This is a genomic window from Asticcacaulis sp. P2_B1, from assembly GCF_056404915.1.
In genome coordinates, this window is the sequence record NZ_JBFUDD010000002.1 from 696,526 (window position 1) to 720,280 (window position 23,755).

A 23,755-nucleotide genomic window follows, 5' to 3' on the forward strand; every position below is an offset into this window, starting at 1 on the left:
TTTGCCCGGCACATATGGGTTCAAACTGAGGAGCCTTTCATGAGCCTGCGCGTCGCCGTCCAGATGGACCCCATCGAAAAGATCAATATCGGCGGGGACACGACCTTCCTGCTGATGATGGCCGCCCAGCGCCGCGGTCACGACCTGTGGGTCTATGAGCCGCGCCACCTCAGCATGGAAAACGGCCGCGTCTTTGCCCGCGCCCGCAAGGTCGCTCTGCGTGAGGTCAAGGGCGACCACGTCACCGCCGGCGATTATGAAGTTCTCGACCTCGCCAATGATGTCGACGTCGTCCTGCTGCGCCAGGATCCCCCCTTCGACATCACCTATATCACCACCACCTATTTCCTCGAGACCGTCCATCCGAAAACCCTGGTCGTCAACGATCCGAAAAGCGTGCGCGACGCGCCGGAAAAGCTGCTGGCGACGCGGTTCGAAGGTCTACAACCGCCGACCATGATTTCGGCCGACCCGATCTCCCTGCATGAGTTTTTCGCCGAACACGGCGACTGTATCCTGAAGCCCCTGCACGGCGCCGCCGGCAACGGCATCATCAAGCTGAAGGCCGGCGACCGCAATCTCGACGCCCTGATCGAGCTGTTCGGCTCGATGAGCCGTGAACCCGTCATCCTGCAAAAATTTATTCCGGCCGTCAGCGCCGGCGACAAGCGCATCATCCTGGTTGACGGAGAGATCGCCGGCGGCATCAACCGCGTTCCGGAAGCGGGCGCCGTGCGCTCGAACCTGCGCGTCGGCGGTACTGCCGAACCCTTAGTCTTAACAAATCGTGATCGTGATATCTGCGAACGGCTGAAACCCGTGCTCAAGGAAAAAGGTCTTATGTTTGTGGGTATTGACGTCATCGGCGACTACTTGACCGAAATCAATGTCACCTCACCCACCGGCGCGGTACAGTTAAAGGCGTTCGAGGGGGTTGATGTCGGCGACATTTTATGGGATCGCATTGCTGAGAAGATCGGTTCCGTGGCCTGAGGACGAGCCCGCGGACGCTAAAAACTTTCAAGATTCGGCACCTTTTGGCTTATTTACCTAAGGTCAATCTGGGTTATTGCGCCTTTGTTCCATTTTTGTTCTTGATTTGTATTTTTCCCTGCACTAGTCTGTGGATAGTTTCGTGCGCGTCTAAACGCGCCGTTCTCATCTACTGACCTGGGGGGACAATCCATGCCCGCACGCATCACGACCATTGCCTTCGAAGGCGCCGAGGCGCGCCGCGTTGAGGCCGAAGTCGTCACCACCCATGGCCAGGTCGCTTTTCATGTTGTCGGCCTGGGCGACAAGGCGGTCGCCGAAAGCCGCGAGCGCGTGCGCGGTTGTTTCGCCGGCATGGGCCTGTCCCTACCGGGCAAGCGTATCGTCGCCAACCTGTCGCCGGCCGACCTGCCCAAGGAAGGCACCCATTTCGACCTGCCGATCGCCCTGGCCCTGATGGTGCTGATGGGTGTGATCCCGCAGGACGCTTTGACCAACTATGTCGTGGTCGGCGAGTTGAGGCTGGACGGCCAGATCGCGGCCATCAGCGGCGCCCTGCCGGCGGCGATGTACGCCAATCAATGGGGTATGGGGCTGATCTGCCCTGCCGACAATGGCGCCGAAGCCGCCTGGGCCGGCGACATGAACATATTGGCGCCGCGCTCCCTGATCGCCCTGATCAACCATTTCAAGGGTCATTGCGTGCTGGAAGCGCCACAACGCGGCGAGGCCCGCACCGCCGGCAAGGTCTTCGATCTCAACGAGGTCAAGGGCCAGGAAACGCCGAAGCGCGCGCTCGAAATCGCCGCTGCCGGCGGGCACAATCTTCTTTTCGTCGGGCCGCCGGGTTCGGGCAAATCGATGCTGGCGCAGCGCCTGCCGGGCATCCTGCCGCCGCTGACCTCGCACGAACTGCTGGAAACCTCCCAGGTATGGTCGATGGCCGGCCTGATCGCCAAGGGCGAACTGACTATCGAGCGGCCGTTCCGCTCACCGCATCACTCGGCCTCGATGGCCGCCCTGACCGGCGGCGGTATGCGCGCCAAGCCCGGAGAAATGTCCCTGGCGCATAATGGCGTGCTGTTCCTGGATGAATTGCCGGAATTCAGCCCGCAGGCCCTGGATAGCCTGCGCCAACCGCTTGAAACCAACGAAATTATCGTTGCCCGCGCCAATCACCACGTCAAATATCCGGCCCGGGTGCAGTTGGTCGCGGCGATGAATCCGTGTCGTTGCGGCTATGGCGGCGTCGGCAAAGGCGCTTGCGGCAAAGCGCCGCGTTGCCTGAAAGACTATCAGGGCCGTGTCTCGGGCCCACTGATGGACCGCATCGATTTGCAGGTCGACGTTCCGCCCGTCACCGCCATGGACATGGCCCTGCCGGCACCCGCCGAAGGGTCGAAAGAGGTCGCCGCCCGCGTCGCGACAGCCCGCGATATCCAGGCCGATCGCGCCCGCACCCTGAACCTCAGTGGCGACAATGCGCTGAACGCCACGTCCTACGGGTCCGGCCTCGAAGCCATTTGTGCACTCGATATCAAAGCCAAGGAGCTCCTGACCCAGGCCGCCCAGCAAACGGGCCTGAGTGCCCGCGGCTGGACACGCACCCTGCGCCTGGCGCGCACCATCGCCGACCTCGAGCAATCCGGCCCGGTCCTGCGCCGCCATGTCGCCGAAGCTCTGATCTATCGCCGCAACAGCGCGCTCAACGACGACATCGCCGCGACCCAGCCCCATAACCACGGCCATAATCACTTGGCCTGAGGTCGTTGACACACCGCACCAGGGCGATTTGATCGCGGTCAATGCCCCGGCGTCAGCCAGTGTCATTGTCGCCATCTGTCATCGGACAAAGGGAGCAAGACCATGGCGATCAAGACTTTGCAATGCCTGTTCGGCGGCGAGGCCGACGAACTGGGCGCCCTGCACACGGCCTTCGCCTTGACACGGGCGCACGGTGCCACGCTTCGCATCCTGCATGTGGCGGCGCCGCCGATCTTCTATGACGCAATTACCCAATATGGCCTCTCGGTCCCCGCCGGCGACGCCAAGGTCTCTGTCCTCGAAAAGGCGGCACGCGATCTGACCGTCGCGGCCCAAGCCTATGCCGCCGATGTCGCCACGCACCACGGCATTCCACTGCATTTTGAAGGCGCGGCCGATCTCCCATTACTGCATGCTCAGTTCCGCACCGCGATCGGTACCGCCAAATCCTGCCTGCCGCAGGCGGGCCGGACTGTCGACCTGATCGTGACCGCCTATGACAACGACCCCCTGGGCGACCTCGAAACCGTCCTGGCCGCCCTGTTCCAATGCGGCCGGCCGGTCCTGCTGATCCCGCGCCATCCCGGCCGCGACACCGATGGCGAGAGCTTGCTCAAGACGGTCGTCCTCGCCTGGGACGGCAGCCTGGCCGCCGGCCGCGCCGTGCGGGACGCCATCCCTCTGATGCAGCAGGCCAGTTCGGTCTATCTGCTATGCGCCGAAGAAGCGCAGGACACGCCTGGCGCCGGATCGCAATCCGACGTCCTCGCCTACCTGCACAGCCACGGTATTGTAGCAGAGATCCTGGATTTGCCGCGGGATACCCACAGTGTCGGTGAAACCCTGATAACCCAGGCCGGGCGACTGGGCGCCGACGTCCTGGTGATGGGTGCCTACGGCGCCGGCCATGTCGGTGAGATGATCCTGGGCGGAGCGACCAACTACGTCATCAAACATACGCATATCCCGCTGCTGCTGGCTCACTGATCATAAACCTCATAAACGCAAAAAAGAGGCCGCCTCCCGAGGGAAGCGGCCTTTCATGTTACCTGCCCGGAATTGGCATGACGGACAAGGATACCGGCGCGGCGCCAGGAAGGGCGGCGCCACGCCGGTCGCTGGACGACAGTCGGTGGGGGCAACCAACCGTCGGACAGAAAACAAGGTCCCGCAAGGGTCAATCGGCCATGGCGCTGAACAGGCGTTCCGGTCCATCGGCCACTCGCGCCACCAGGGGCTCGAAAGCCTTGGACCAGGTCGCGAAAATATGGCCGTAAACCTTGTTCGATTCTGCGAAGGTCTCGGTGAAGCTTTGAACGGCCTTCTTTTGCAAGGCGACGATGTCGGCGGGTGAGCGGCAGGTGAAGGATTCGCGGCCGATTTCGGCCATGGTCACCGCCGATGCGCCGCACACCTCCATATAGGACTTGGCGAGCTCGCTCATCAATTGCGATGTCCGGGCGCCGGATTCCATGGCGGCCGCCATGGTGTCGGTGCACATGGCCGTGCATTCGCCGGTCACACGGTTGAGACTATCTGTGGCGTTTTTCAGCGTTTCGGCGCCCTCATTGAGCGCGGCGCTCTCGCGGAGGGCGCTAGCGGCGTGGGATGCAACAGTATCGACAGCCATGGAAATCTCCTTCGGCAAAAAAACGGTCGGCAAGGCCTCATCATAGGTCGGCCCGGAAGTGGCGAATTGATCGCGATCAATATCGGCGCGGAAAAAGCCCCGTCTTCACTCCGCGACCTTTTGGCGGGCGCTGACGGTCAGCAGGCCGGCAACTTCCAAGGCCATGGCGCCCTCCTCATTGGCGGCGATCGTGTGGGATTCGAATGGCGACAGGAATCCCAGGCGGTCAACGATCCGATCACAAACGGTTCCGGCATGTTCGCCTATGCCACCGGTGAAGACCAGGGCGTCGATACCACCCAGACTGACCGCCATGGCGGCGATCTGCTGGGCCGTCCTGTAAATGAAATGGTCGACGGCAAGGGCGGCGCGCGGATCGTCGCTGGCCAGCAAAACCCGCATGTCACCGCTGATGCCGGACAAGCCTTTCAGGCCGGATTCGTTGTAGAGCATGGCCTCGGTTTCCTCCGGCGTCAGGTTCAGGATCTGTTGCATATAGGGGATAACTCCAGGATCGAGCGCACCGCAACGCGTTCCCATGGGCAGGCCGTCGAGCGCCGTCATCCCCATGGTAGTATCGACGCTGACGCCGGCCTTCATGGCGCACAGGCTGGCGCCATTACCGAGGTGCGCCGCCACGACCCGGGCCTCGGCCAGATGCGGAAAGTCGGACGCCACACAATGGGCGATCCAGGCGTAGGACAAGCCATGAAAGCCGTAACGCCGCACGCCTATGTCGCGAACGTGGGCCGGCAGGGCAAAGGCCGTGACCAAGGGCTCATGACGGGCATGGAAGGCCGTGTCGAAACAACCGTACTGCCGCAGGCCGGGATATCGGCGCCACAGGGTCTCGATACCGGCCAGACTGTGCGGCTGATGCAACGGCGCCAAAGGGATCAGGCTCCTCAGATAGTCCATGACCTGTGCGTCGAGTTCGATGGCGCGATCATGGTCCGGGCCGCCGTGGACGATCCGGTGTGCCGCCGCCGCCATCCGCCAGCGCTCGTCCTGGCCGTCGAGCCAGGCGAGGACCTCCTCCAGGGCGGTGTCGAAGCCGGTGTCCGCCGCCAGTTTGCGGCTCTGAGTGCAGGCGCCGTCAGCGCGATGGGTTTCGAAAAGGGCGCCGCCGCCAATACCGCTGACCTCGCCGCCAAGAAGAAAGGGCAGGCCCGGCGTCAAGCCGAACAGGCGGAATTTGAGGCTGGAGGAGCCGGCATTGAGGGTGAGGAGAGCGTCGCCGGTCATTTGACATGTCCGTGCTTGCGCGCCTGAACAAGGTAGAGCGCCGCGACACAGGACAATAGCCGGGTGCGCAGAGAGTCGGCGCGGCTGGTCAAAATGACCGGGACGCGCGCGCCGAGGACGATGCCCGCCGCATTGGCATTGCCGAGATAGATCAGTTGCTTGGCCAGCGCGTTGCCGGTCTCGATATTGGGCACGACGATGATATCGGCGTCGCCGGCAACGTCGGAGACAATGCCCTTGTCCAACGCGGCCTGGCGGTTGACGATATTGTCGTAGGCCAGGGGACCGTCGAGAATGGCGTCTACAATCTGGCCGCGTTCGGCCATCTTGCACAGGGCCGCGGCATCGATCGTCGAGGGCATGCCCGGCATTACCGTTTCCACGGCCGACAGGATCGCCACCTTGGGTTGGCGGTCGTTGCCGAACAGGCTGTGCCACAGGTGAATGGCGTTGCGGCAGATGTCGGCCTTGGTCGCCAGATCAGGCGCGATATTGACCGCCGCGTCCGTGATGATCAGCGGCTTGTGATAGGAAGGTACGTCCAGCACGTAGGCATGGCTGATACGGCGCTCGGTGCACAGACCCGAATCCCGTGCCACAATGGCGTGCAACAACTCGTCCGAATGGAGCGCGCCCTTCATCAGGGCATCGACCTTGCCAGCGGCGGCCAGTTCCACGGCCTTTTCGGCCGCCGCATGGCTATGTTCGGTGTCGATTATTTCCCAGGCCGAAATGTCGCCGCCGCCCTGCGCCGCACAAACCGCTCCGGCTTGCAAGATACGCTGTTTAGGACCAACCAGGACCGGTTCGATCAGCCCTTGTTCAGCGGCATCGATGGCCGCCCGGAGTGCGCGGATATCGACAGGGTGGACCACAGCGACACGGATCGGCGGCAGGTCCTTCGCGCCACGCATAATGGCGCTGTAATGATCGTTTTCGCGCAAATTGGCATCGTCGACGGTCATGATTAGCCTGAATGGAGTGAAGCAAGGCCGCTACCATTAGCCATTTCGCGCGTGGTGAAATTGAGCGTGATCAAACCCGCGTGAATATGACGCACTCCATCTCCACAAAAGACCACATGCATGTTATGGGTAATGCCATGATCCTGTCGCGTCGCTCATTCCTTCATTCCGGACTTCATGCCGGCATTGCGGCCTGCGCTGCTACTCCCTTTGCCTTCCATCCGCTCATTGCCCGCGCCAGCGCTGGTGAAACCGCCCGGCAACTTGCGTTTTACCACATGCATACCGGCGAAAAGATCAACCTGGCCTATTTCGACAACGGCCGTTACCAACCCGATGCCCTGGCAGCGCTCAACCACTTCCTGCGCGATTGGCGCACGGGCGAGGTCCGCGATATCGACCCCGGCGTCTTCGATCAGTTACACACCTTGCAGGCGCGGGTGGAGGCACCCGGTGCCTTCAATGTTATTTGCGGCTATCGCTCGCCGGTCACCAACGCCATGCTGCACGACCATTCCGACGGTGTCGCTAAACATAGCCTGCACATGGAAGGCCGGGCCCTGGACATCAGCCTCCCCGGCAAGGATCTGGCGCAATTGCACGATGCTGCGCTCAGCCTGAAGATGGGCGGGGTTGGCTATTATCCGGCTTCGGATTTCATTCATGTCGATACCGGGCGAGTACGTCACTGGGGTTGATCGGAGCCTGATCGCGCCGATTTGACGCGTATCAATTACAGTCCGGTGCGCGGCGCCTAATAGCGGGGGTATGTACACCGCAAAATACCGCTTTCTCGCCCTGTTTATCATCATCTGTACCGCTTTTTTCGGCGCCCTCGACGCCGTCGCGGCTACACCCGATGGCGATCTGGTGGGGGCAGCGCAAACCTATGTCGTCGAAAAAGGCGATACCGTCGCCTCGATTGCCCGCCATTTCGATATTGGCGCCGTCGAACTCCTGGCCGCCAATCCGGCGATGTCGAAGCCCGCGGCCGGCGATATCCTGACAATTCCCCAGATCCACGTCCTGCCTGACGCGCCGCATAGCGGGATCGTCATCAATCTCGCCGAACTGCGCCTGTTTTATTATAATGTGGATGGCAGTATTACAACCTTTCCGATCAGTATTGGCCGCGAAGGCTAGCTGACACCTACCGGCACTACCAACGTTGTGCTGAAGCGCAAAAATCCGACCTGGACGCCTCCGCCCAATATCCGCGCCGAAGACCCGCGCCTGCCAGCCGTCGTCCCAGCGGGACCGAACAATCCCCTGGGTCAGTTCGCGCTCAGTCTCGGTTGGCCGGGATATCTGATTCACGGCACCACCCAACCCAGCAGCATCGGCAAACCGGCCAGCCACGGCTGCATGCGCATGTATCCTGAAGACGTTGCGGTCTTGTTCAGCATGGTGGAGGTGGGCACATCCGTGACCGTAGTCGATACCCCGGTCAAGCTCGGTTGGTCCTCCGACGACAAGCTCTATCTCGAGGTAACGCCGACCCAGAGCCAGGCGCGCGCTCTGGCCGGCAATCGCAAACCGGCAGACGAGATCTTGAGCGAAGCCGAACTCATCCTGCACAATGTCGAAGCGCAGGGTGTCACCATCGATTGGGTCACAGCGAACGCCGCCCTCCAACGCCACGACGGCATTCCTGTCGTCATTGGCGTTCGGCCGCTGATGCCAGTCGGCGGGCATTAGCCGGTCATAAGCGCTTCGACCCTGTCGAGGAACACGGCCTGACCAGGTAAGATCCGGCGTCGTGCCTCCGCCAACGAAAACCAGCCCGCCCGATCGACCTCGGGGAATCTTTGAGTGCGGCCCGAGTGCGGCGGCCATTCCATTTCGAACAGGTTACTGCGAAGGTTGGCGATATCGAACTGCGCCTCCGCCGCAAAGGCGGTGATCCGTTTGCCTGAAGGCTGACGGGCCTCGCCGAGTTCATGGAAGCTGGTTTGCAGCACAAGGCCGGTCTCTTCGGCTAGTTCACGCCGCGCGGCGTCTTCGGCAACTTCTCCCGGTTCATATTCCCCTTTCGGTATGGACCAGGCGCCGAGATCTCGCTTGGCCCAGTACGGACCACCCGGATGGATGAGCAGGACGCGCAGTTCTTGATCACCCCTTTCGTACAGCAATATGCCGGCACTTAACTTCGTCATAGGCGGAAGATGATCATCGATTTGACCGGGGTCAATGCCGCGGGCCCGGCCTACCGTGTAATGTTAACTTCTGCCAAGGTTCAGGTGAGGCAATCAGGCCATCATGTCTTCAAGGGCATCCCAGCGCAGAACATCGAGATGGCGCGACGTCGCCATGCGAATGATGCGGGCATCCTTAAGCTTGGTCAGAACGCGCGATACGGTCTCGATGGTCAGGCCGAGATAGTCGGCAATGTCGGCCCGCGACATCGGCAAGTCGATGACGTCGTCGTCGCGCGAATTCTGGCGGCCGGCCATTTCGATCAGGAAGGCGGCGACCCGCCCGGCGGCGTCATTGCGGCCGACCGTGAGCAGGTGGTCATGGGCGCGGCTGAGGGAGTTGAGGGCCAGTTTGAAAAGTTCGTGCGACAGTTCGGCCTCGCTGCCGGGATGCAGAACGCGTAGGCCGGTCAGGCTGACGGCATCGGCGAAGAAATGGCGCTCGGCGCCGGCTTCGAAGCCGAAAATTTCGCCGGGCATCTGGAAGGCGCAAATCTGACGACGACCGTCGGCCAGGAGACGGTAGATACGAACGACACCGAAAGCGACTTGATAAAGGGCTCCCGACTTGTCACCTTCGGCATATATCTCTGCTCCGGGATTGAAGGTCAGCATCGGACCACTGAGCAAATGGTCGAGACGGCTGACCACGGCGGGCGCGGCTGGATGGCGGGCGGCGGGGATGGTGGAAGGCATGGCGTCGAACATGGAACTCTCCGTTAATCAGCGGTGAGACAGTGATGACGCAAAAAATGCGAAGTCGGTATTCGGTCTTATCCCTAAGGGATTCTACGTATACGAACGGCTACAATGCATGATCGTTATTATTGGCCGCCGGATTTTGCACGCTCAGGGCGTTGCGCAGGGCGGTGACAAGCGCTCCGTCGAGCAAGGGTTTGCGCACGATCGTGGCCTCGGGCAAAGGCGGCGTTCGGCCGTCGCGGCCGATCAGAATAATGGCCTTGTCACGCAGGGCTGTGAGCCGCCCGTCGTCGACGAATCCCTTGCTGAGTGCACCGTGGTCAATGACGACGGCTTTCGGCTGGCCGAAGATGCTTTCCGGCGGCCAGCTATTACCGGTCTCGACAGAGAAACCCTCCGCGGACAGCATGAAGGCAAGCGAATGCCTCAAATCGGCATCGGGAGCGATAACCAGGACAGCGGATGATGAATTGAAACCGGGCATGTACTGGATTTAGACGATAATGGCGCCCAAGGAATTGACGTCGATCAATAGGCTGCGGATCAGCTCTGGAAATCGACGGACAGTGTCATACGCACCAGTTCCGGCAGACTCTTGGCCTGCATCTTATTCATCACGCTGGCGCGATGGACTTCGACCGTGCGCGGACTGATTTGCAGGTCGTAGGCGATGGTCTTGTTGGGCAGGCCGGCGACGATACTGGCCATAATTTCGCGCTCGCGAGCGGTCAGTTGCGTGAGACGGTCGCGAATTTGCGCCGTATCCGCGCCCTGCTCGGCCTGAGCCTTTTCCTGCGCACAGGCGCGATGAATGGCCTCGATGATAACGTCGTCGGCAAACGGCTTTTCGATAAAATCGCTGGCCCCGGCCTTCATCGCCGCTACCGCCATCGGCACGTCGCCGTGCCCGGTAACGACGATGGCCGGAATTTTCCATCCGCGCGCCGTCACCGCTTCGATCAGTTCGACGCCGTTCATCTCCGGCATTCTGAGGTCCGTGATCAGGCAGGCATTGGCGGGATCGGACAAGGTAGCAAGAAAAGACGGTCCGCCGTCATGGGCGCGTACGGCGAAGCCCGCCGTCATCAGCAGGAAAGCCAGGGATGCCCGGACGGGGGCCTCGTCGTCAACGACGTGAATGATGCGATCCGTGCTCACGCGCTTTCCTCGTTTGCGGTTGCTTCGTCCGCGATTCTATCTTCCGCCGGAGGCAATGTGAAGCGGAAGGTCGCCCCGCCCCGGTTGTTGCGGCTGACGCCGATCTGACCTTCGTGGGCCTCGATGATGCGCTTGGAGATGGCGAGGCCGATACCCATGCCACCCGGCTTGCTGCTGACGAAGGGTTGGAACAGCTGTTGCGCCACCTCGTCACCGATGCCGGGCCCCGTATCGGCGATCTCCACGGCAATCATGCCTTCTTCCGCCGTCACGATGGACAAGGTAAGCTCACGCACGGCGGAACCGCTCATGGCTTCGCCGGCGTTACGCATTAGGTTGATCAGCACTTGCTGGATCTGGACGCGATCGATGAAAACAGCATCCTTTTCCGTACGGTAATCGAATATGGCCTTGATCCCTTTTTCACGCCAGCCGGTGAGCGCCAGGGCAGCGGCCTCTTCGATAACCGAGCGCAGGCTTTCGCGCTTCATCTCAGTCGTACCATGGGTTGCCGATTCGCGCAGGTGGTGGATGATCTTGCCCGCCCGCAAGGACTGCTTCGCGGTTTCCTCAAGCGCCGACCGTATAGTGGGACCGGGCTCGTCGACGGAATCGCGCAACATGCGCACGCAGCCCTGAACATAGTTGGCGATCGCCGACAGAGGCTGGTTGAGTTCGTGGGCCAGGGTCGAGGCCATCTCCCCCAGTTCATTGACCCGCGACAGGCGCGCCAATTCGCTATGCAGCTGTTCCAGCCGTGCTTCGGCGTCGGCGCGTTCGGTCAGGTCGCGGATAAACCCCGTAAAATAGAGCTTGTCTCCCGAACGAATTTCGCCGACCGACAGCAGTATGGGAAAGGTGGATCCGTCGCGCCGCTGCGCGGCGACGACGCGGCCCTTGCCGATGATGCGTTTCTCACCAGTTTGCATGTAGCGGTGTAGGTAGGCATCGTGTTCGCCCTGATAGGGCTGCGGCATCAGCATCTTGATGTTTTGGCCGCGAACCTCGTCTTCCGTATAACCGAACTGACGTTCGGCAGCGGCGTTGAAGGAAATCATGCGGCCGGCTTCGTCGATAACGATGGCGGCATCCGGCGCCGTCTGCAAGATCGAGCGAATCTGCTCTTCGCGCCGGTCGAGTTTTTCCTCCGCGATAATTTGCCGATGACGCGAACGATGGATCACTTCGCCCATCCAGGACATAAGGCCGCCGGTAACGACATAAACAATGATCAGACTGGCGATTTCGCCGAAACCGCCGGGACCCTGTCTGGTGATCAAGGCGACACACATGGTCAGCCCGGCGGCCAACAGGCCGGGCCACAATCCGCCGAGGATGGAACTGGCGAAAATGGCCAGGACCGTAATGGCGAAAGCTAACCGTCCGCCGACAACCGGGCCGAGATCTTCGCGAATGCCGAAAACAAGCAGGCTGCAGACAATGGCGAAGGCATAGGACGGCCAGCCGGCGTACTTGCCCCCCAGTACGCCGTCGTAGAAATGTCCCCGGCGTTGCCGCAAGGTATCGAATATATCCTTCACGCGATCGCCCCAGTCAGTCCGGTATCGTCTGCCATCCCAAGCTATTTCGGCAAAAGCCAGTCGCCGCTATTTTCGGTTTAATGTCAAATTCAACATCCAGTCGCGACAGGATTATCGTCAAGGTTTCCGAAAGGGTCATTGGTGTCGCGGATATTGGACACGGCTTTGATTGAGATCAAGGGACGTCACGCCCTTCAAAGTTATATTGGCGTTATCGCGGCGTTCCATCGTCTGGTTCCGCTGATGTGACATCTGCCTTGGAAAAGACGTCTGCCATGGACAAGAAATTAGCACCCGAATACTCGAAGGCATCTCCCAAATTATGGATCAGGGGCGCTGTTTGTCTGGGGCTGGCTTCGGCATCTTGCCTGGCCGCTGTGTCGGCATGGACCGGCTTCGCGGCCGTGGCGCACGCGCGGCCCTATGAGGAGGCTGCGTCGAAATTTGCCGGTGATCAAGGCTATGACAAGGGTACATACAGGGCAGTGCCTCAGGAGGTTCTCGGTTGGGTGTCCAGGATAAAATACCTCAACGGCGAAATCAGGATAGGACTGCGCGACGGTCGTCATGCTCCCGTTGAACATGCCCAGGTTACGGCCTCGTTCGTTTATCGTGACCGGCCCGACCTTACCCGCGTCTTCGATCTCCGCTACCAGGGCAGGGGCCGCTACTCAGCGCCGGCACCTCTGCCGGCCAAGGGGTCGTGGAGCGTGTATGTTACGGCTACCCAGCTTGACCGGCGTTACGACACCGTCACCACGGTCGAGGTCGAATAGACTTCGCTACAGGCGCGGCGACGGATCTGAGAATATGCCTGCGCAAACGAACGTGGCGTGTGAGTCGAATCTTTGATGAAATGCCAAATCGCTGCTAGGTTGACCTTGGACAGATCCATCGGATCGCGTGGACGCTGCAACGAGGGACATCATTTTGGAGGAAACTGCTACAGGAGTCGACGCCTTGTCGCCGCGTCAGAGAGAGATTCTCCGCCTGGTGGCTCAACATCTCCAGGCCAAGGAGGTCGCCCGCGTCCTCAATATCAGCGAAAACACGGTCAAGGCGCATACGGAGACAGCGCGCCGGCGCCTCGGCGTTGCGACCAGCCGCGAGGCCGCACGCGTCCTGGCGGCTCATGAATCGCAGGGGCTTCCCTCTCTGCCCCTCCCCCGCGAAGGAGGACCCCCGCCAAGGGGAATAGGCAATGATATCGATTGTCTGACAGGGTTGGGGCATGAACAAGTCCTATCTTCCGAACGAACAATTCCTCCTGATGCGGTGGTCCGATCTCGAAACCGCGTGGCGGATGCTGGCTCTCCCGAGCAAGCACGCCAAGATCGAGGAGACACTGCAAACCCTTCAGACGCTCGAAAAGACCATGGGGCCGGAGAAGGCCGTCTTCACCATGGTCGCGGCGACCGCCTGGTTGACGGACGATGGAGCGGGTTCACGCGATGGCTGATGAGCCTGACCGTTTTGCAATGCATCGGCGCTGTCCTCTTGATCGCGGCTATCCTGACTTTCCTGGTAGTGGCGTTAATGGCAGGCACGGCAACGACGATCCAGGCTATTCAAAATTTAACAGGCCAAACCCGGTAGCCATTGCCGGTTTGGCGGGGCGACAGGCCGAATAGGCCAGGCTAGGGGATTTTGGAATGCAAAGAACACAAATGGTGCGCCAGGGCACAGAGCAATTGCTGATGGCTGAAAACGCCATCGAGACGGCGCTCTGCGAAGTGGCGGCCTTGGGGCAAATGCTCGGACGCATGCGGATGGACTCGCGTCTGTCGGCGACGGTCGGACAGGATGCCATTGACGGCATCGCCGTTTTGTATAAGCGTTTGTCGAAGGCAAGACGCGTAGCCGTCGATCTGCACAAGTCTCTCGATGAGGTGAAGACGCAGATCGGCTGCCGGACCGTGATGGTGGGAGTGGACGACGGGAAACCGCGGCCGACCGGCCATTACATCAACGTCGTCGAGGAACCGCAAGAGGCCGCGTAACGGATGTTGCTCCAATGGGTTTGGATATTGTGGGTGTGGGGCGGCAACCTGGCCGCCATCATCTGCTGTATCTGGGCCTTTTGGCGCGGCGGACCGGTGGAGCGCTGGGGCGCCGCAATTATTTCCATCGGCTGGATATTGACCGTCATATTCCACCTGCCGAATGGCGGCGGACCGGGCGCGATCGTTACGGTAATCGATATCGTCGCACTTGCCCTGTTTCTCGTCCTGGCGGTCGTGTCACGACGCATCTGGGTGTTTTTCGCGGCGGCCTGCCAACTCAATGCCGTCTTTTCTCATTTCATCCATAACATCGCCAATTTCGGCATCTACGGCTACGCCACCGCGGTCGGCCTGTGGGGCGGCTGGGCTCTGCTGATCTGCCTGGCCTGCGGCATTCTCGGTTACCAACGCATGTTGAGACGCGGCCAAGTCAAGGCGGACCGCGTGACCGCCGAAGCCTAAGAACATATCCACCGGTATCGTCGTCGCGCTTAAGGGCGATCTAACCATTTTGTCGTAGGCTTACCGCATCAGAAGATGAGTGCGGCACAGACATGACGATTCAGAACGGCGATAATTCCGACGGTCAAAGCCCGGAAGAACGATTGAAGGCGCGCGAAGACTTTTTCCGCCTGATGAGCCACGAAATCCGTACACCACTCAACGGCGTCATGGGCATGCTGTCCCTGCTGTCGCGAACGCCGCTAAGCCCCGATCAGAACTCCTATATCGCCACGGCGCGCGAGTCCGGCGAGCACCTGCTGACCCTGGTCAACGACCTGCTCGACTATGCCCGCATCGACGCCGGCCGCATCGAGCTGGAAATCGGCCAGGTCTATCTTGAGCCCCTGCTGCAAAGCGTCGCCGAGCTGTTATCGCCGCGCGCCCATGCCAATGGCATCGAAATCGCCTGGAGCCTCGACCCGCAACTGGATCATATCGAGGCCGATGAAGGCCGGCTGCGCCAGATCCTGTTCAATCTCGCCGGCAATGCCATCAAGTTCACCGTCAAGGGCGGCGTGCTGATCCATGTCGGCCTGTCGTCCGACGGCCAGATTCGCTTCAGTGTGCGCGATTCCGGCCCCGGCATCCCACCCGAAGCGCGCGAACGCATCTTCGAGGAATACGGTCAGGTCGACCCGACCCACGCCACCCGTTACGGCGGCGCCGGTCTCGGCCTGGTCGTGGTCAAGAAGCTGGTTGAAGCCATGGACGGCACGCTCGAGCTCGACAGCGAAATGGGCACGGGCTCGACCTTCACCGTCGCCTTCCGCGCCGCCTATGGCTTGCGTACGCAGCGCCCGTGGCCCCACCATCCGCAGATCGTCACCCTGGTCAGCGACAACGACATTCTGGCCGCTTCGGCGAAAAGTCATCTTGCCGCCTGCGATTGCCGCCTCTGCCAGGTTCGCCAGCTCGACGACTGCCGCGATCGCAAGGCCATCGTCCTGTGCGATCGGGCGGCCCTGGCCGGTCCGGCGCCGGCGCCAACAACGAAAAGCCTGATCCTGCTGTCCGCCGAAGAGCGCGACGAAATCGACCAGTGGCGCGAACAGGGTTGGGCCGGCTATCTGATCAAGCCCTTGCGGCGCGCCTCCTTGTTCGAACGCCTCGAGGCTTTGCACGATCGTCATCACGACACACCGGCGAAATCACACAATGACGACGAACGCATCGTCCGCGAATCGGCGCCGGACAAGGTCGTGCTGCTGGTCGAGGACAATCCCGTCAATGCCTTGCTGGCCCAGATCCTGCTACAGCGCGAAGGCTGCCGCGTCGAACGCGCGGCCTCGGGTGAAGAAGCCATCGACATCCTCAAGAACCGGCAGTTCGACATCATCTTCATGGACCTGGGTCTGCCGGGCCTTGACGGTTTGGGCGCCACGCGTGAGGTTCGTCTGCTCGGCATCAAAACGCCGATTATTGCGCTCACCGCCAATGCCTATGAGGAAGACCGGCGCGCCTGCCTCCAGGCCGGAATGAACGACTTCCTAACCAAGCCGATCGAGCTGGTGGCGTTGAAGCATCGCCTGCAAACCTGGACCGGCGAACAGCCCAAGGTCAAAACAGCCTAAAACGGCCGTTGGCCCTTCTTGATACCACGGGCTATTACGAGGGCAGAAAGAAGGAAGGTTTGAACACAGATAAGAAGGGATAAGAAGGCGATAAGAGGGCCGCTACCGCGTCCCTGACGCGGTTGCTGACTAACCTTATTCTGACGCATAGCGTCGCTATCGAAATGTTTGCCGCCTGACGCTTCGCGTCGATCAAACCACCGGCCATGCCACAGCGGGGACGCGGTAGCGGCCCTCTTATCGCCCTCTTATCGCCCTCTTATCCCTTCTTATCTGTTTTCAACCTTACCTTCTTAAGTCCCTTCCACCCAGCGACATAGGTGAGTCCGGCTTATCCCGAACGCAAAGCGTCTGGACGAAGCGCGCAAAGCCACTTACCGTCCGCCTGTCGCAGCAGGGAGACGAAGATGGCGGATAAGGACAAGGCGCTGGCCGAAACAGCCGACAAGCCGAAAGGCTCTACGCTCGAAGCTTTCATGGCCTATACCAAGCCAAAGGCCTTGCTGATGTTGGCGCTCGGTTACGCCACCGGCCTGCCCTTCCTGCTCATCGGCGATACCCTCAATGCCTGGCTGCGCGTCGACGGCCTGTCCTTGCAGGTCATCGGCTTCTTCATCCTGGTCAGTTTTTCCTACACGCTGAAATTCATGTGGGCTCCGTTGATCGACCGGCTCGACCTGCCGTTCCTGACAAAAAAGCTGGGCCACCGCCGCAGTTGGATGATCGTCTTGCAGGTCCTGATCGCCGTCAGCTTGTTGGCCATCGCCGCCACAGACCCGAAAACCCAATTGATCCAAATGGCCGTGTTTGCCACCCTGACCGGCTTTTTCGGCGCTACGCACGATATCGTCCTGGATGCCTGGCGGATTGAAGCGGCCGATAGCAAGGAAGAACTGGGGGTTATGACGGCGGCCTATCAATGGGGTTATCGCACCGCCTTCCTCATTTCCGGCATCATCCCATTGGTACTGGCGACACGTATCGGCTGGCCGGCAGCCTACGCCATTATGGCCGCAATGATCGCCATCGGCTGGATCGCCGTTTGGCTGGCGCCTCGTGGCCGTCCGCATGAACCGCGCGAGATCCATTACGAAGGTCTGCCGGTGCGGCCGGTACCCGAGGTTCTTGAATGGGTGGGACGCGGTCTTCTCATTGTTGTGGCTGGCGTTATCATCGGCTCCGGCCTGACCGGCAAACCCGACATGATCAATGGCATTTTGGGCTTTCTGGGTGAAAGTGCCGCGCAACAAAAGGCTTTCGCCGACTTTTTCGCCTCGAAGACAACGGGCTGGCTGTTGCAGGTGCCGTTTGTTATCGGCGGCTTGGGCCTGCTGATCGTGGCCTGCATGCCCTTGCCGTGGCCGACGCGACCGGGCGCCTATTTCAAGGGTGCCTTTATCGCGCCGATGGCTGATTTCTTTGAACGTTATCATGACTGGGCGTTCTTTATCTTCGCGCTGATCTGCGTCTATCGTGTCAGCGAATTCACGCTCAACATCGCCAATGCCTACTATATAGATCTCGGCTTTTCGCTCGACGCGGTGGGCGAGATGCGCAAGATTTTCGGCACAATCATGACCATGATCGGGGTCGTTATCTCCGGCTTCCTCATGGCACGGGTTGGTATCCGCACCTCCTTGATCATCGGAGCGGTCGTCGGGCCGTTCAGCCATGTCGGCTTTTGTATCCTCGCCATGTCGGGCCACAGTTTGCCGGCTTTAGCGCTAGCCCTGGCCATGGACAATATCGCCGCCTCGATCCAGGGGACGGTCTTGATCGCCTATATGTCGACCCTGGTATCGCCGCAATATACGGCCTCGCAATACGCCATCTTCTCAAGCCTTTATGCGGTCTTGGGCAAGGTGGTCGGCTCTCAGTCCGGGCGCATTGTCGAAGCCTCGGCCAAGGCGGCGGATGCTGGCGGCTTTTCTAGTATTTTCAAGAGTTTGATGGGTCATTTGACGCCCGACGCCTATGTCACGGCGTCGCAAAAGCTGGGGGTCAGCGTGCAGGCCATGGGCGCGGGTTACTTCGCCTTCTTTGCCTATACGGTGGTGATCGGGTTTGTGGCGATCGTCATGGCGGTGTGGCTGGTGGTGCGCCGGAAGGAGCCGGTTAACGCTGTCGCGTAATGGGGTCGAGGGGTCCTGACCCCTCGCCTTTCCTGATAAACAAAAAAGGCGATCCCCCTTGCGAGGGTCGCCTTTTTTGTTCGTTAAGAGAAGACGTGGGGCCTCGGGCCCCACACCCCAAAACGCGACAGCGTTACGCCTTCGCCGCCGCCCGAATATCATAAGCCGCGAACGTCGCCATGGTCAGGATCTTCGACACCGAATCCGACAACTGACAAATCTGCACCGGACGCGACAGGCCAAGCAACAGAGGCCCAACCACGGTGGCGCCTCCCAGGGCTTCGATCATCTTGGTCGAAATCGACGCCGACTGAATCGCCGGCATGATCAGGACATTGGCCGGCGCCGTCAAACGCTGGAATGGATAATTGGCCCACAAGGCCGGATCCAAAGCCACGTCCGGCGGCATGTCGCCCTCGAACTCGAAATCGACCGCGCGCTGCTCCAGCAAGCTCACCGCCTGCTTGACTCGATCCGAACGTTCACCCGACGGATTGCCAAAGGTGGAATAGCTCATGAACGCCACCCGCGGCGTATGACCCATGCTGCGCACCGCCATGGCGGCTTCGATGGCGATATCGCCCAGCTCTTCCGGAGTCGGCATTTCCGCCACGGTCGTATCGGCGACGAAGATCGTCTTGCCCTTGGCCAGAACGATCGTCATGCCCATGATCCGCCCGCCCGGCGCCGGATCGACAACGCGCAAGACGTCGTCCAAAGCCTGGTCGAACGAGCGCGTCACACCCGTCACCATGCCGTCGGCATGACCCGACGCCACCATGGCGGCCGCGAACGAGTTGCGGTCCTGGTTGATCAAACGATCGACGTCGCGCTTCAGGAAGCCCTGACGCGCCAAGCGCGAATACAAGAGCTGGCTATAGGCCGCGTTACGATGTGACAGACGGGCATTGATGATCTCGATGCCCTCCTCCTTCGGATCGATGCCGGCAGCGCGCATATTGGCTTCGACCAGGTTTTCCCGGCCGCATAGGATCGGTGTGCCCAAACCCTGCAGCTTGAAGGCATGCGCCGCGCGAATGACGGAGACATCCTCGCCTTCGGCAAAGACAATACGCTTCGGAGGCCGCGACTTGACCGAGGTATAGATGGTTTGCAGGAAGCCCGCCGACGGATCGAGGCGTTGCTCCAGACGCTTGCGATAGGCATCCATATCGTCGATCGGCTTGCGCGCCACACCGGTGTCCATCGCCGCCTGGGCGACGAACGGCGGCACGTACCAGATCAAACGCGGATCGAAAGGCGACGGAATGATGTAATCGGGTCCGAACTTCAGATGCCGGCCCTGATAGGCGGCCGCCACTTCGTCCGGAACGTCTTCGCGCGCCAGGTTGGCCAGGGCCCGCGCCGCGGCCAGCTTCATTTCGTGATTGACGCGACGTGCGCGGACGTCCAACGCGCCACGGAAGATGTAGGGGAAGCCCAGGACATTGTTGACCTGGTTGGGGTAATCCGACCGGCCGGTGGCGACGATGGCGTCGTTGCGGACCTTGGCCACGTCTTCGGGCGTGATCTCCGGGTCGGGATTGGCCATGGCGAAGATGATTGGCTTGGCGGCCATGGTGGCGACCATCTCGGAGGTCAAAACGCCTTTGGCCGACAAGCCCAAAAAGACGTCGGCGCCGACCATGGCTTCGGCCAGGGTGCGCTTGTTGGTGCGCGTGGCGTGGACCGACTTCCACTGGTCCATGTCGATCTTACGGCCTTCATAGACGACGCCGTGGATGTCGACGACCGTGGTGTTTTCGTGCTTGACGCCAAGCGATTTGATCAGGCTAAGCGACGACAGACCGGCGGCGCCGGCGCCGCACAGCACGACCTTGACCTCTTCCATGCGCTTGCCGGTGATTTCCAAGGCATTGATCAAGCCGGCGGCGGCGATGATCGCCGTACCATGCTGGTCGTCGTGGAAGACCGGGATATCGGCCATGTCTTGCAGGGCCGACTCGATGATGAAGCACTCAGGGCTTTTGATGTCTTCGAGATTGATGCCGCCGAAAGCGCCAGTGATATTCTTGACCACCGTGATGAATTCGTCCGGATCCTGGGTCGCAACCTCGATATCGAAACTATCGATATCGCCGAAACGCTTGAACAGGACGGCCTTGCCCTCCATGACCGGCTTCGACGCCAGGGCGCCGAGATTGCCGAGCCCCAGGATGGCCGTGCCATTGGTGATGACGGCGACCATATTGCCCTTGGCGGTATAATCGTAGGCCGCGTCAGGGTTCTCGTGGATGCGGCGCACCGGTACGGCAACGCCCGGCGAATAGGCCAAAGCGAGGTCGCGCTGGGTCGCCATCGGCTTGGTCGGCATCAAGGCAATCTTGCCCGGCTGCGGGAATTGGTGGAGCGCCAGCGCTTCGTCGTCGCTGAAGGTCTGTTTTTCGGTGGTCATAATTTCCGTTAAGCGTCTGTGTGGCTATTTTATAGTTATGTTGGACAAACCGATTAGAACAATCTCAAAGCCTTATAAAGCCAAGAATCATGACAAATCGTGTCTTTTCGCCATGTAAGGGCAAAACTTGACGTGAGGGTGGCTTTGAAGACGCTTTCTGCACACTTTTGTAGCAGCCGGCCCTTCTCACGGACGTTAAGACTCGTTAACCTCCGGCGCCATGAATGCCCAGACCGATTTGACCCCGGAACCCGACATCGAAGGCGCCACGCCCGTCATGGCGCAATATATCCAGCTTAAGGCGCAGTATCCCGACGCCCTGCTGCTGTTCCGCATGGGCGACTTCTACGAAATCTTTTTCGAGGACGCGGTCACCGCTTCGCAAGCCCTGTCGCTCGCCCTGACCAAACGCGGCACCTTTCAGGGTAAAGACATCCCCCTGGCCGGCGTGCCCGCCCATGCCGCCGACGCCTATATCGCCAAACTGATCCGCCTGGGCTTTCGCGTCGCCGTCTGCGACCAGCTGGAAGACCCGGCCGAAGCCAAGAAACGCGGCTACAAGGCCGTCGTCAAACGCGGCATCACCCGTGTCGTCACGCCAGGCACCCTGACCGAAGACACCCTGTTGGAAGAACGCGGCGCCAACCGTCTGATCGCGGTGTCGCAACGCGGCGGTGTCATGGCCCTGGCCGCCGTCGAGCTATCGACCGGCGATGTCGAATGCCTGGAGATCGAGCCCGACCAGTTGGGCGCGCAATTGTCGGCGCTGCGGCCGTCCGAAAGCCTGGTCTCCGACCGCATCCTCCAGGACGAAAACCTATACGCCGTTCTTAAGCAATATGGCGGCGTCATCCAGCCGCAATCGGCCTCGCTCAGCGACCCGACGTCGGGCGAAGCGCGCTTACTCAAGCTCTATGGCGTCCAAACGCTTGACGGTTTCGGCCAGTTCAGCCCGGCCGAGGTCTCGGCGCTAGGTCTGCTAGCCGCCTATATCGACCTGACCCAGGCCGGCAAGCGCCCGGTGCTGAAGCCGCCGGTGCGCGTCATTTCGCACAATTTCCTCAGCATCGACGCCGCCACGCGCAATTCGCTGGAAATTGACCGCACGCAACAGGGCAAACGCGAGGGCAGCCTGGTCTCGGTCATCGACCAGACCGTCACCTCGGGCGGCAGCCGGCTTTTGCTGACACGCCTGTCGCGGCCCTTGTTCCATCCCGACGACATCAATCAAAGGCTCGATACGGTCGCCTGGTTGCTGCCTCGCCGCGACCTGCGCGACCAACTGCGCAGCCTCATGCGGTCCTTGAGCGACCAGGCGCGCGCGTTGTCGCGCCTCAGCCTTAACCGCGGCGGCCCGCGCGACCTGGGCATTATTCTCAATGCCCTCAATATCGGCGAAACCATAGCCGCGGCGCTCAATGACGCCGTCCATAGCCGCGCAATCGACCTGCCGGAGACCTTGCCGACCCCGGCCGAGATCGACGCCATTGTCGACGCCCTGGTGCCCACTCCCCCGATCGATGCCCTGCGCCGCCGGCTGGAACAGGCCCTGGTGGAAGAACCGCCCCTGTCGCTGAAAGACGGCGGTTTCATCAAGACCGGCTGCCATGCCGACCTTGACGATGCCCGCGCCCTGCGCGACGATAGCCGCCAGGTCATCCTGGCCCTGGAACAGCGCCTGGCGAGTGAAACCGGCATCGCCGTCCGCATCAAGTTCAACAATGTCCTGGGCTATTTCATCGAGCTCAACCAGAAACTGGCCGAGCAGCTTCAGGCCCAGGATACGGACAAGCAGTTCATCCACCGCCAATCCCTGGCCAATCAGGTGCGTTTCGTCACCACCGAGCTGATCGATCTCGATGCCCGTATCCAGCGCGCCGCCAGTCAGGCGCTCGCCATGGAAATGGAGATTTTCGACACACTGCGGGAAGAGGTGCGGATTTTGGCGCCGGATATCCAGGCGGCCCACGACGCTATCTGCGCACTCGATGTCGCCTGCGCCAATGCCTGTTATGCCGAGGACAATGACGCAGCGCGCCCTGTGGTGGACGAATCCACCTATGTCGAAATCTGCCGTGGACGCCATCCGGTCGTCGCCGCGGCTTTGAAGGCTCAGGGCCAGCCGTTCACGCCCAACGATGTTGAACTGGACGCCAGCGGCGCCGAAGCCGCCCGCCTGTCCCTGGTCACCGGCCCGAACATGGCCGGTAAATCGACCTTCCTGCGCCAGAACGCCCTGCTCATCATCATGGCCCAGGCGGGCCTGTTCGTGCCGGCGCGTTCGATGCGTTTGGGTGTCGTCGACCGTTTGTTCAGCCGCGTCGGCGCCGGCGACGACCTGGCTCAGGGCCGTTCGACCTTCATGATGGAGATGGTCGAAACGGCCGCCATCCTGTCCCAGGCGACCGACAAATCCTTCATCATCCTCGATGAAATCGGCCGCGGCACGGCGACCTATGACGGCCTGGCCATCGCCTGGGCGTGCGCCGAGCACCTGCACGACCGGCTGCATGCCCGCACCTTGTTCGCCACCCATTATCACGAGCTGTCCAAGCTGGAAGGGCGCCTCAGCCACGTCAACAACCTGTCGCTGACGGCGCGTGAACACAATGGTGAGCTGATCTTCCTGCATGAGGCGCGCAAGGGCTCGGCCGACCGGTCCTATGGCGTCCAGGTGGCCCGTCTGGCCGGCATGCCGGGAGGTGTCGTCGCCCGGGCCCGCGACATCCTGGAACGGCTGGAGGAGGACAACCAGACCAAGCTGCGCCTCGACGATCTGCCGCTGTTCTCACATAGCCGCGCTCCGGAAAGCCGCACGCTCACCCCGTCCAAACTGGAAACCGCCCTGAAAGCGATCAATCCGGACGATTTAAGCCCAAAAGAAGCTCTGGAAGTCATTTATAATTTACGTAAATTGCTTACATAATCAGCATTCG

The 23,755-nt window shown here is 61.1% G+C and carries 22 protein-coding genes and 1 pseudogene; 14 read left to right on the forward strand and 9 right to left on the reverse strand.

Annotated features, from left to right (window positions below; genetic code table 11):
- The first annotated feature begins 39 nt into the window (after positions 1–39).
- The 3 genes from gshB to AC1DX3_RS07540 all read left to right on the forward strand — a co-directional run bounded on the left by gshB (position 40) and on the right by AC1DX3_RS07540 (position 3,744).
- On the forward strand, positions 40–993 hold the full coding sequence (gshB, locus tag AC1DX3_RS07530) for a glutathione synthase (RefSeq protein ID WP_476988637.1): 954 nt from the start codon (positions 40–42) through the stop codon (positions 991–993).
- Positions 994–1,185: 192 nt separating this feature from the next.
- Positions 1,186–2,757 carry a YifB family Mg chelatase-like AAA ATPase gene (locus tag AC1DX3_RS07535; RefSeq protein WP_476988638.1) on the forward strand — a complete coding sequence of 524 codons (1,572 nt, stop codon included), beginning with the start codon at positions 1,186–1,188 and terminating at the stop codon, positions 2,755–2,757.
- 102 nt (positions 2,758–2,859) lie between these two features.
- The gene (locus AC1DX3_RS07540; protein ID WP_476988639.1) at positions 2,860–3,744 is read left to right on the forward strand and encodes a universal stress protein; all 885 of its coding nucleotides are present in this window, start codon (positions 2,860–2,862) and stop codon (positions 3,742–3,744) included.
- 190 nt (positions 3,745–3,934) lie between these two features.
- On the opposite strand, the gene AC1DX3_RS07545 is transcribed toward AC1DX3_RS07540, so the two are convergent.
- The 3 genes from AC1DX3_RS07545 to AC1DX3_RS07555 all read right to left on the reverse strand — a co-directional run bounded on the left by AC1DX3_RS07545 (position 3,935) and on the right by AC1DX3_RS07555 (position 6,597).
- Complete coding sequence (locus tag AC1DX3_RS07545; RefSeq protein ID WP_476988640.1) at positions 3,935–4,387, reverse strand: phasin family protein; 453 nt, start codon at positions 4,385–4,387, stop codon at positions 3,935–3,937.
- A 105-nt stretch (positions 4,388–4,492) separates the two neighbouring features.
- Complete coding sequence (locus AC1DX3_RS07550; RefSeq protein WP_476988641.1) at positions 4,493–5,632, reverse strand: acetate/propionate family kinase; 1,140 nt, start codon at positions 5,630–5,632, stop codon at positions 4,493–4,495.
- Positions 5,629–6,597 (reverse strand): bifunctional enoyl-CoA hydratase/phosphate acetyltransferase, encoded by a 969-nt coding sequence (locus AC1DX3_RS07555; protein ID WP_476988642.1) that lies wholly within the window; start codon positions 6,595–6,597, stop codon positions 5,629–5,631. The genes AC1DX3_RS07550 and AC1DX3_RS07555 overlap by 4 nt, the downstream gene beginning before the upstream one ends.
- Positions 6,598–6,734: 137 nt before the next feature.
- On the opposite strand from AC1DX3_RS07555, the gene mepK reads away from it, so the two are divergent.
- The 3 genes from mepK to AC1DX3_RS07570 all read left to right on the forward strand — a co-directional run bounded on the left by mepK (position 6,735) and on the right by AC1DX3_RS07570 (position 8,295).
- Entirely contained in the window at positions 6,735–7,295 is a 561-nt protein-coding gene (gene mepK / locus AC1DX3_RS07560) for a peptidoglycan L,D-endopeptidase MepK (protein ID WP_476988643.1), read from the forward strand.
- A gap of 70 nt (positions 7,296–7,365) precedes the next feature.
- A complete protein-coding gene (locus tag AC1DX3_RS07565; RefSeq protein WP_476988644.1) occupies positions 7,366–7,740 on the forward strand; it encodes a LysM peptidoglycan-binding domain-containing protein in 375 nt (124 codons plus the stop codon).
- Entirely contained in the window at positions 7,741–8,295 is a 555-nt protein-coding gene (locus AC1DX3_RS07570) for a L,D-transpeptidase (protein ID WP_476988958.1), read from the forward strand. It begins immediately after the preceding gene.
- Here AC1DX3_RS07570 and AC1DX3_RS07575 read toward each other — a convergent pair.
- From AC1DX3_RS07575 to AC1DX3_RS07595, 5 genes are all read right to left on the reverse strand, one after another.
- Positions 8,292–8,753 carry an NUDIX hydrolase gene (locus AC1DX3_RS07575; RefSeq protein WP_476988645.1) on the reverse strand — a complete coding sequence of 154 codons (462 nt, stop codon included), beginning with the start codon at positions 8,751–8,753 and terminating at the stop codon, positions 8,292–8,294. The genes AC1DX3_RS07570 and AC1DX3_RS07575 overlap by 4 nt on opposite strands.
- A gap of 93 nt (positions 8,754–8,846) precedes the next feature.
- Positions 8,847–9,500, reverse strand: a complete 654-nt coding sequence (locus AC1DX3_RS07580) for a helix-turn-helix domain-containing protein (RefSeq protein WP_476988646.1) — start codon at positions 9,498–9,500, stop codon at positions 8,847–8,849.
- 97 nt (positions 9,501–9,597) lie between these two features.
- Complete coding sequence (locus AC1DX3_RS07585) at positions 9,598–9,978, reverse strand: hypothetical protein (protein WP_476988647.1); 381 nt, start codon at positions 9,976–9,978, stop codon at positions 9,598–9,600.
- A gap of 59 nt (positions 9,979–10,037) precedes the next feature.
- Entirely contained in the window at positions 10,038–10,652 is a 615-nt protein-coding gene (fixJ, locus tag AC1DX3_RS07590) for a response regulator FixJ (RefSeq protein WP_476988648.1), read from the reverse strand.
- A complete protein-coding gene (locus AC1DX3_RS07595) occupies positions 10,649–12,193 on the reverse strand; it encodes a PAS domain S-box protein (protein WP_476988649.1) in 1,545 nt (514 codons plus the stop codon). Before AC1DX3_RS07595 ends, fixJ begins: the two co-directional genes overlap by 4 nt.
- Before the next feature lie 275 nt (positions 12,194–12,468).
- On the opposite strand from AC1DX3_RS07595, the gene AC1DX3_RS07600 reads away from it, so the two are divergent.
- The 7 genes and pseudogenes from AC1DX3_RS07600 to AC1DX3_RS07630 all read left to right on the forward strand — a co-directional run bounded on the left by AC1DX3_RS07600 (position 12,469) and on the right by AC1DX3_RS07630 (position 18,403).
- Complete coding sequence (locus AC1DX3_RS07600) at positions 12,469–12,969, forward strand: FixH family protein (protein WP_476988650.1); 501 nt, start codon at positions 12,469–12,471, stop codon at positions 12,967–12,969.
- 127 nt (positions 12,970–13,096) lie between these two features.
- Positions 13,097–13,303 (forward strand): annotated as a pseudogene (locus AC1DX3_RS07605) (response regulator transcription factor); the annotation flags it as partial.
- 121 nt (positions 13,304–13,424) lie between these two features.
- Complete coding sequence (locus tag AC1DX3_RS07610) at positions 13,425–13,652, forward strand: hypothetical protein (RefSeq protein ID WP_476988967.1); 228 nt, start codon at positions 13,425–13,427, stop codon at positions 13,650–13,652.
- A 193-nt stretch (positions 13,653–13,845) separates the two neighbouring features.
- Positions 13,846–14,193 (forward strand): hypothetical protein, encoded by a 348-nt coding sequence (locus AC1DX3_RS07615; RefSeq protein WP_476988651.1) that lies wholly within the window; start codon positions 13,846–13,848, stop codon positions 14,191–14,193.
- Between the two features lie 3 nt (positions 14,194–14,196).
- Positions 14,197–14,658, forward strand: a complete 462-nt coding sequence (locus AC1DX3_RS07620; protein WP_476988652.1) for a hypothetical protein — start codon at positions 14,197–14,199, stop codon at positions 14,656–14,658.
- A gap of 92 nt (positions 14,659–14,750) precedes the next feature.
- Positions 14,751–16,271, forward strand: a complete 1,521-nt coding sequence (locus AC1DX3_RS07625; RefSeq protein ID WP_476988653.1) for a response regulator — start codon at positions 14,751–14,753, stop codon at positions 16,269–16,271.
- Between the two features lie 407 nt (positions 16,272–16,678).
- Positions 16,679–18,403, forward strand: coding sequence for an AmpG family muropeptide MFS transporter (locus tag AC1DX3_RS07630; RefSeq protein WP_476988654.1), 1,725 nt, complete (start codon positions 16,679–16,681; stop codon positions 18,401–18,403).
- Between the two features lie 133 nt (positions 18,404–18,536).
- On the opposite strand, the gene AC1DX3_RS07635 is transcribed toward AC1DX3_RS07630, so the two are convergent.
- Positions 18,537–20,819 carry an NADP-dependent malic enzyme gene (locus tag AC1DX3_RS07635; protein ID WP_476988655.1) on the reverse strand — a complete coding sequence of 761 codons (2,283 nt, stop codon included), beginning with the start codon at positions 20,817–20,819 and terminating at the stop codon, positions 18,537–18,539.
- A gap of 220 nt (positions 20,820–21,039) precedes the next feature.
- Between AC1DX3_RS07635 and mutS the strand changes: the two genes are divergently transcribed.
- A complete protein-coding gene (gene mutS, locus AC1DX3_RS07640; protein WP_476988656.1) occupies positions 21,040–23,745 on the forward strand; it encodes a DNA mismatch repair protein MutS in 2,706 nt (901 codons plus the stop codon).
- Positions 23,746–23,755: the final 10 nt, after the last annotated feature.

Bases quoted from the DNA above. Each gene is read 5' to 3' on its own strand.
- gshB (WP_476988637.1), top strand. From the start codon at position 40: ATGAGCCTGCGCGTCGCCGTCCAGATGGACCCCATCGAAAAGATCAAT.
- AC1DX3_RS07535 (WP_476988638.1), top strand. From the start codon at position 1,186: ATGCCCGCACGCATCACGACCATTGCCTTCGAAGGCGCCGAGGCGCGC.
- AC1DX3_RS07540 (WP_476988639.1), top strand. From the start codon at position 2,860: ATGGCGATCAAGACTTTGCAATGCCTGTTCGGCGGCGAGGCCGACGAA.
- AC1DX3_RS07545 (WP_476988640.1), bottom strand. From the start codon at position 4,387: ATGGCTGTCGATACTGTTGCATCCCACGCCGCTAGCGCCCTCCGCGAG.
- AC1DX3_RS07550 (WP_476988641.1), bottom strand. From the start codon at position 5,632: ATGACCGGCGACGCTCTCCTCACCCTCAATGCCGGCTCCTCCAGCCTC.
- AC1DX3_RS07555 (WP_476988642.1), bottom strand. From the start codon at position 6,597: ATGACCGTCGACGATGCCAATTTGCGCGAAAACGATCATTACAGCGCC.
- mepK (WP_476988643.1), top strand. From the start codon at position 6,735: ATGATCCTGTCGCGTCGCTCATTCCTTCATTCCGGACTTCATGCCGGC.
- AC1DX3_RS07565 (WP_476988644.1), top strand. From the start codon at position 7,366: ATGTACACCGCAAAATACCGCTTTCTCGCCCTGTTTATCATCATCTGT.
- AC1DX3_RS07575 (WP_476988645.1), bottom strand. From the start codon at position 8,753: ATGACGAAGTTAAGTGCCGGCATATTGCTGTACGAAAGGGGTGATCAA.
- AC1DX3_RS07580 (WP_476988646.1), bottom strand. From the start codon at position 9,500: ATGTTCGACGCCATGCCTTCCACCATCCCCGCCGCCCGCCATCCAGCC.
- AC1DX3_RS07585 (WP_476988647.1), bottom strand. From the start codon at position 9,978: ATGCCCGGTTTCAATTCATCATCCGCTGTCCTGGTTATCGCTCCCGAT.
- AC1DX3_RS07600 (WP_476988650.1), top strand. From the start codon at position 12,469: ATGGACAAGAAATTAGCACCCGAATACTCGAAGGCATCTCCCAAATTA.
- AC1DX3_RS07610 (WP_476988967.1), top strand. From the start codon at position 13,425: ATGAACAAGTCCTATCTTCCGAACGAACAATTCCTCCTGATGCGGTGG.
- AC1DX3_RS07615 (WP_476988651.1), top strand. From the start codon at position 13,846: ATGCAAAGAACACAAATGGTGCGCCAGGGCACAGAGCAATTGCTGATG.
- AC1DX3_RS07620 (WP_476988652.1), top strand. From the start codon at position 14,197: ATGTTGCTCCAATGGGTTTGGATATTGTGGGTGTGGGGCGGCAACCTG.
- AC1DX3_RS07625 (WP_476988653.1), top strand. From the start codon at position 14,751: ATGACGATTCAGAACGGCGATAATTCCGACGGTCAAAGCCCGGAAGAA.
- AC1DX3_RS07630 (WP_476988654.1), top strand. From the start codon at position 16,679: ATGGCGGATAAGGACAAGGCGCTGGCCGAAACAGCCGACAAGCCGAAA.
- AC1DX3_RS07635 (WP_476988655.1), bottom strand. From the start codon at position 20,819: ATGACCACCGAAAAACAGACCTTCAGCGACGACGAAGCGCTGGCGCTC.
- mutS (WP_476988656.1), top strand. From the start codon at position 21,040: ATGAATGCCCAGACCGATTTGACCCCGGAACCCGACATCGAAGGCGCC.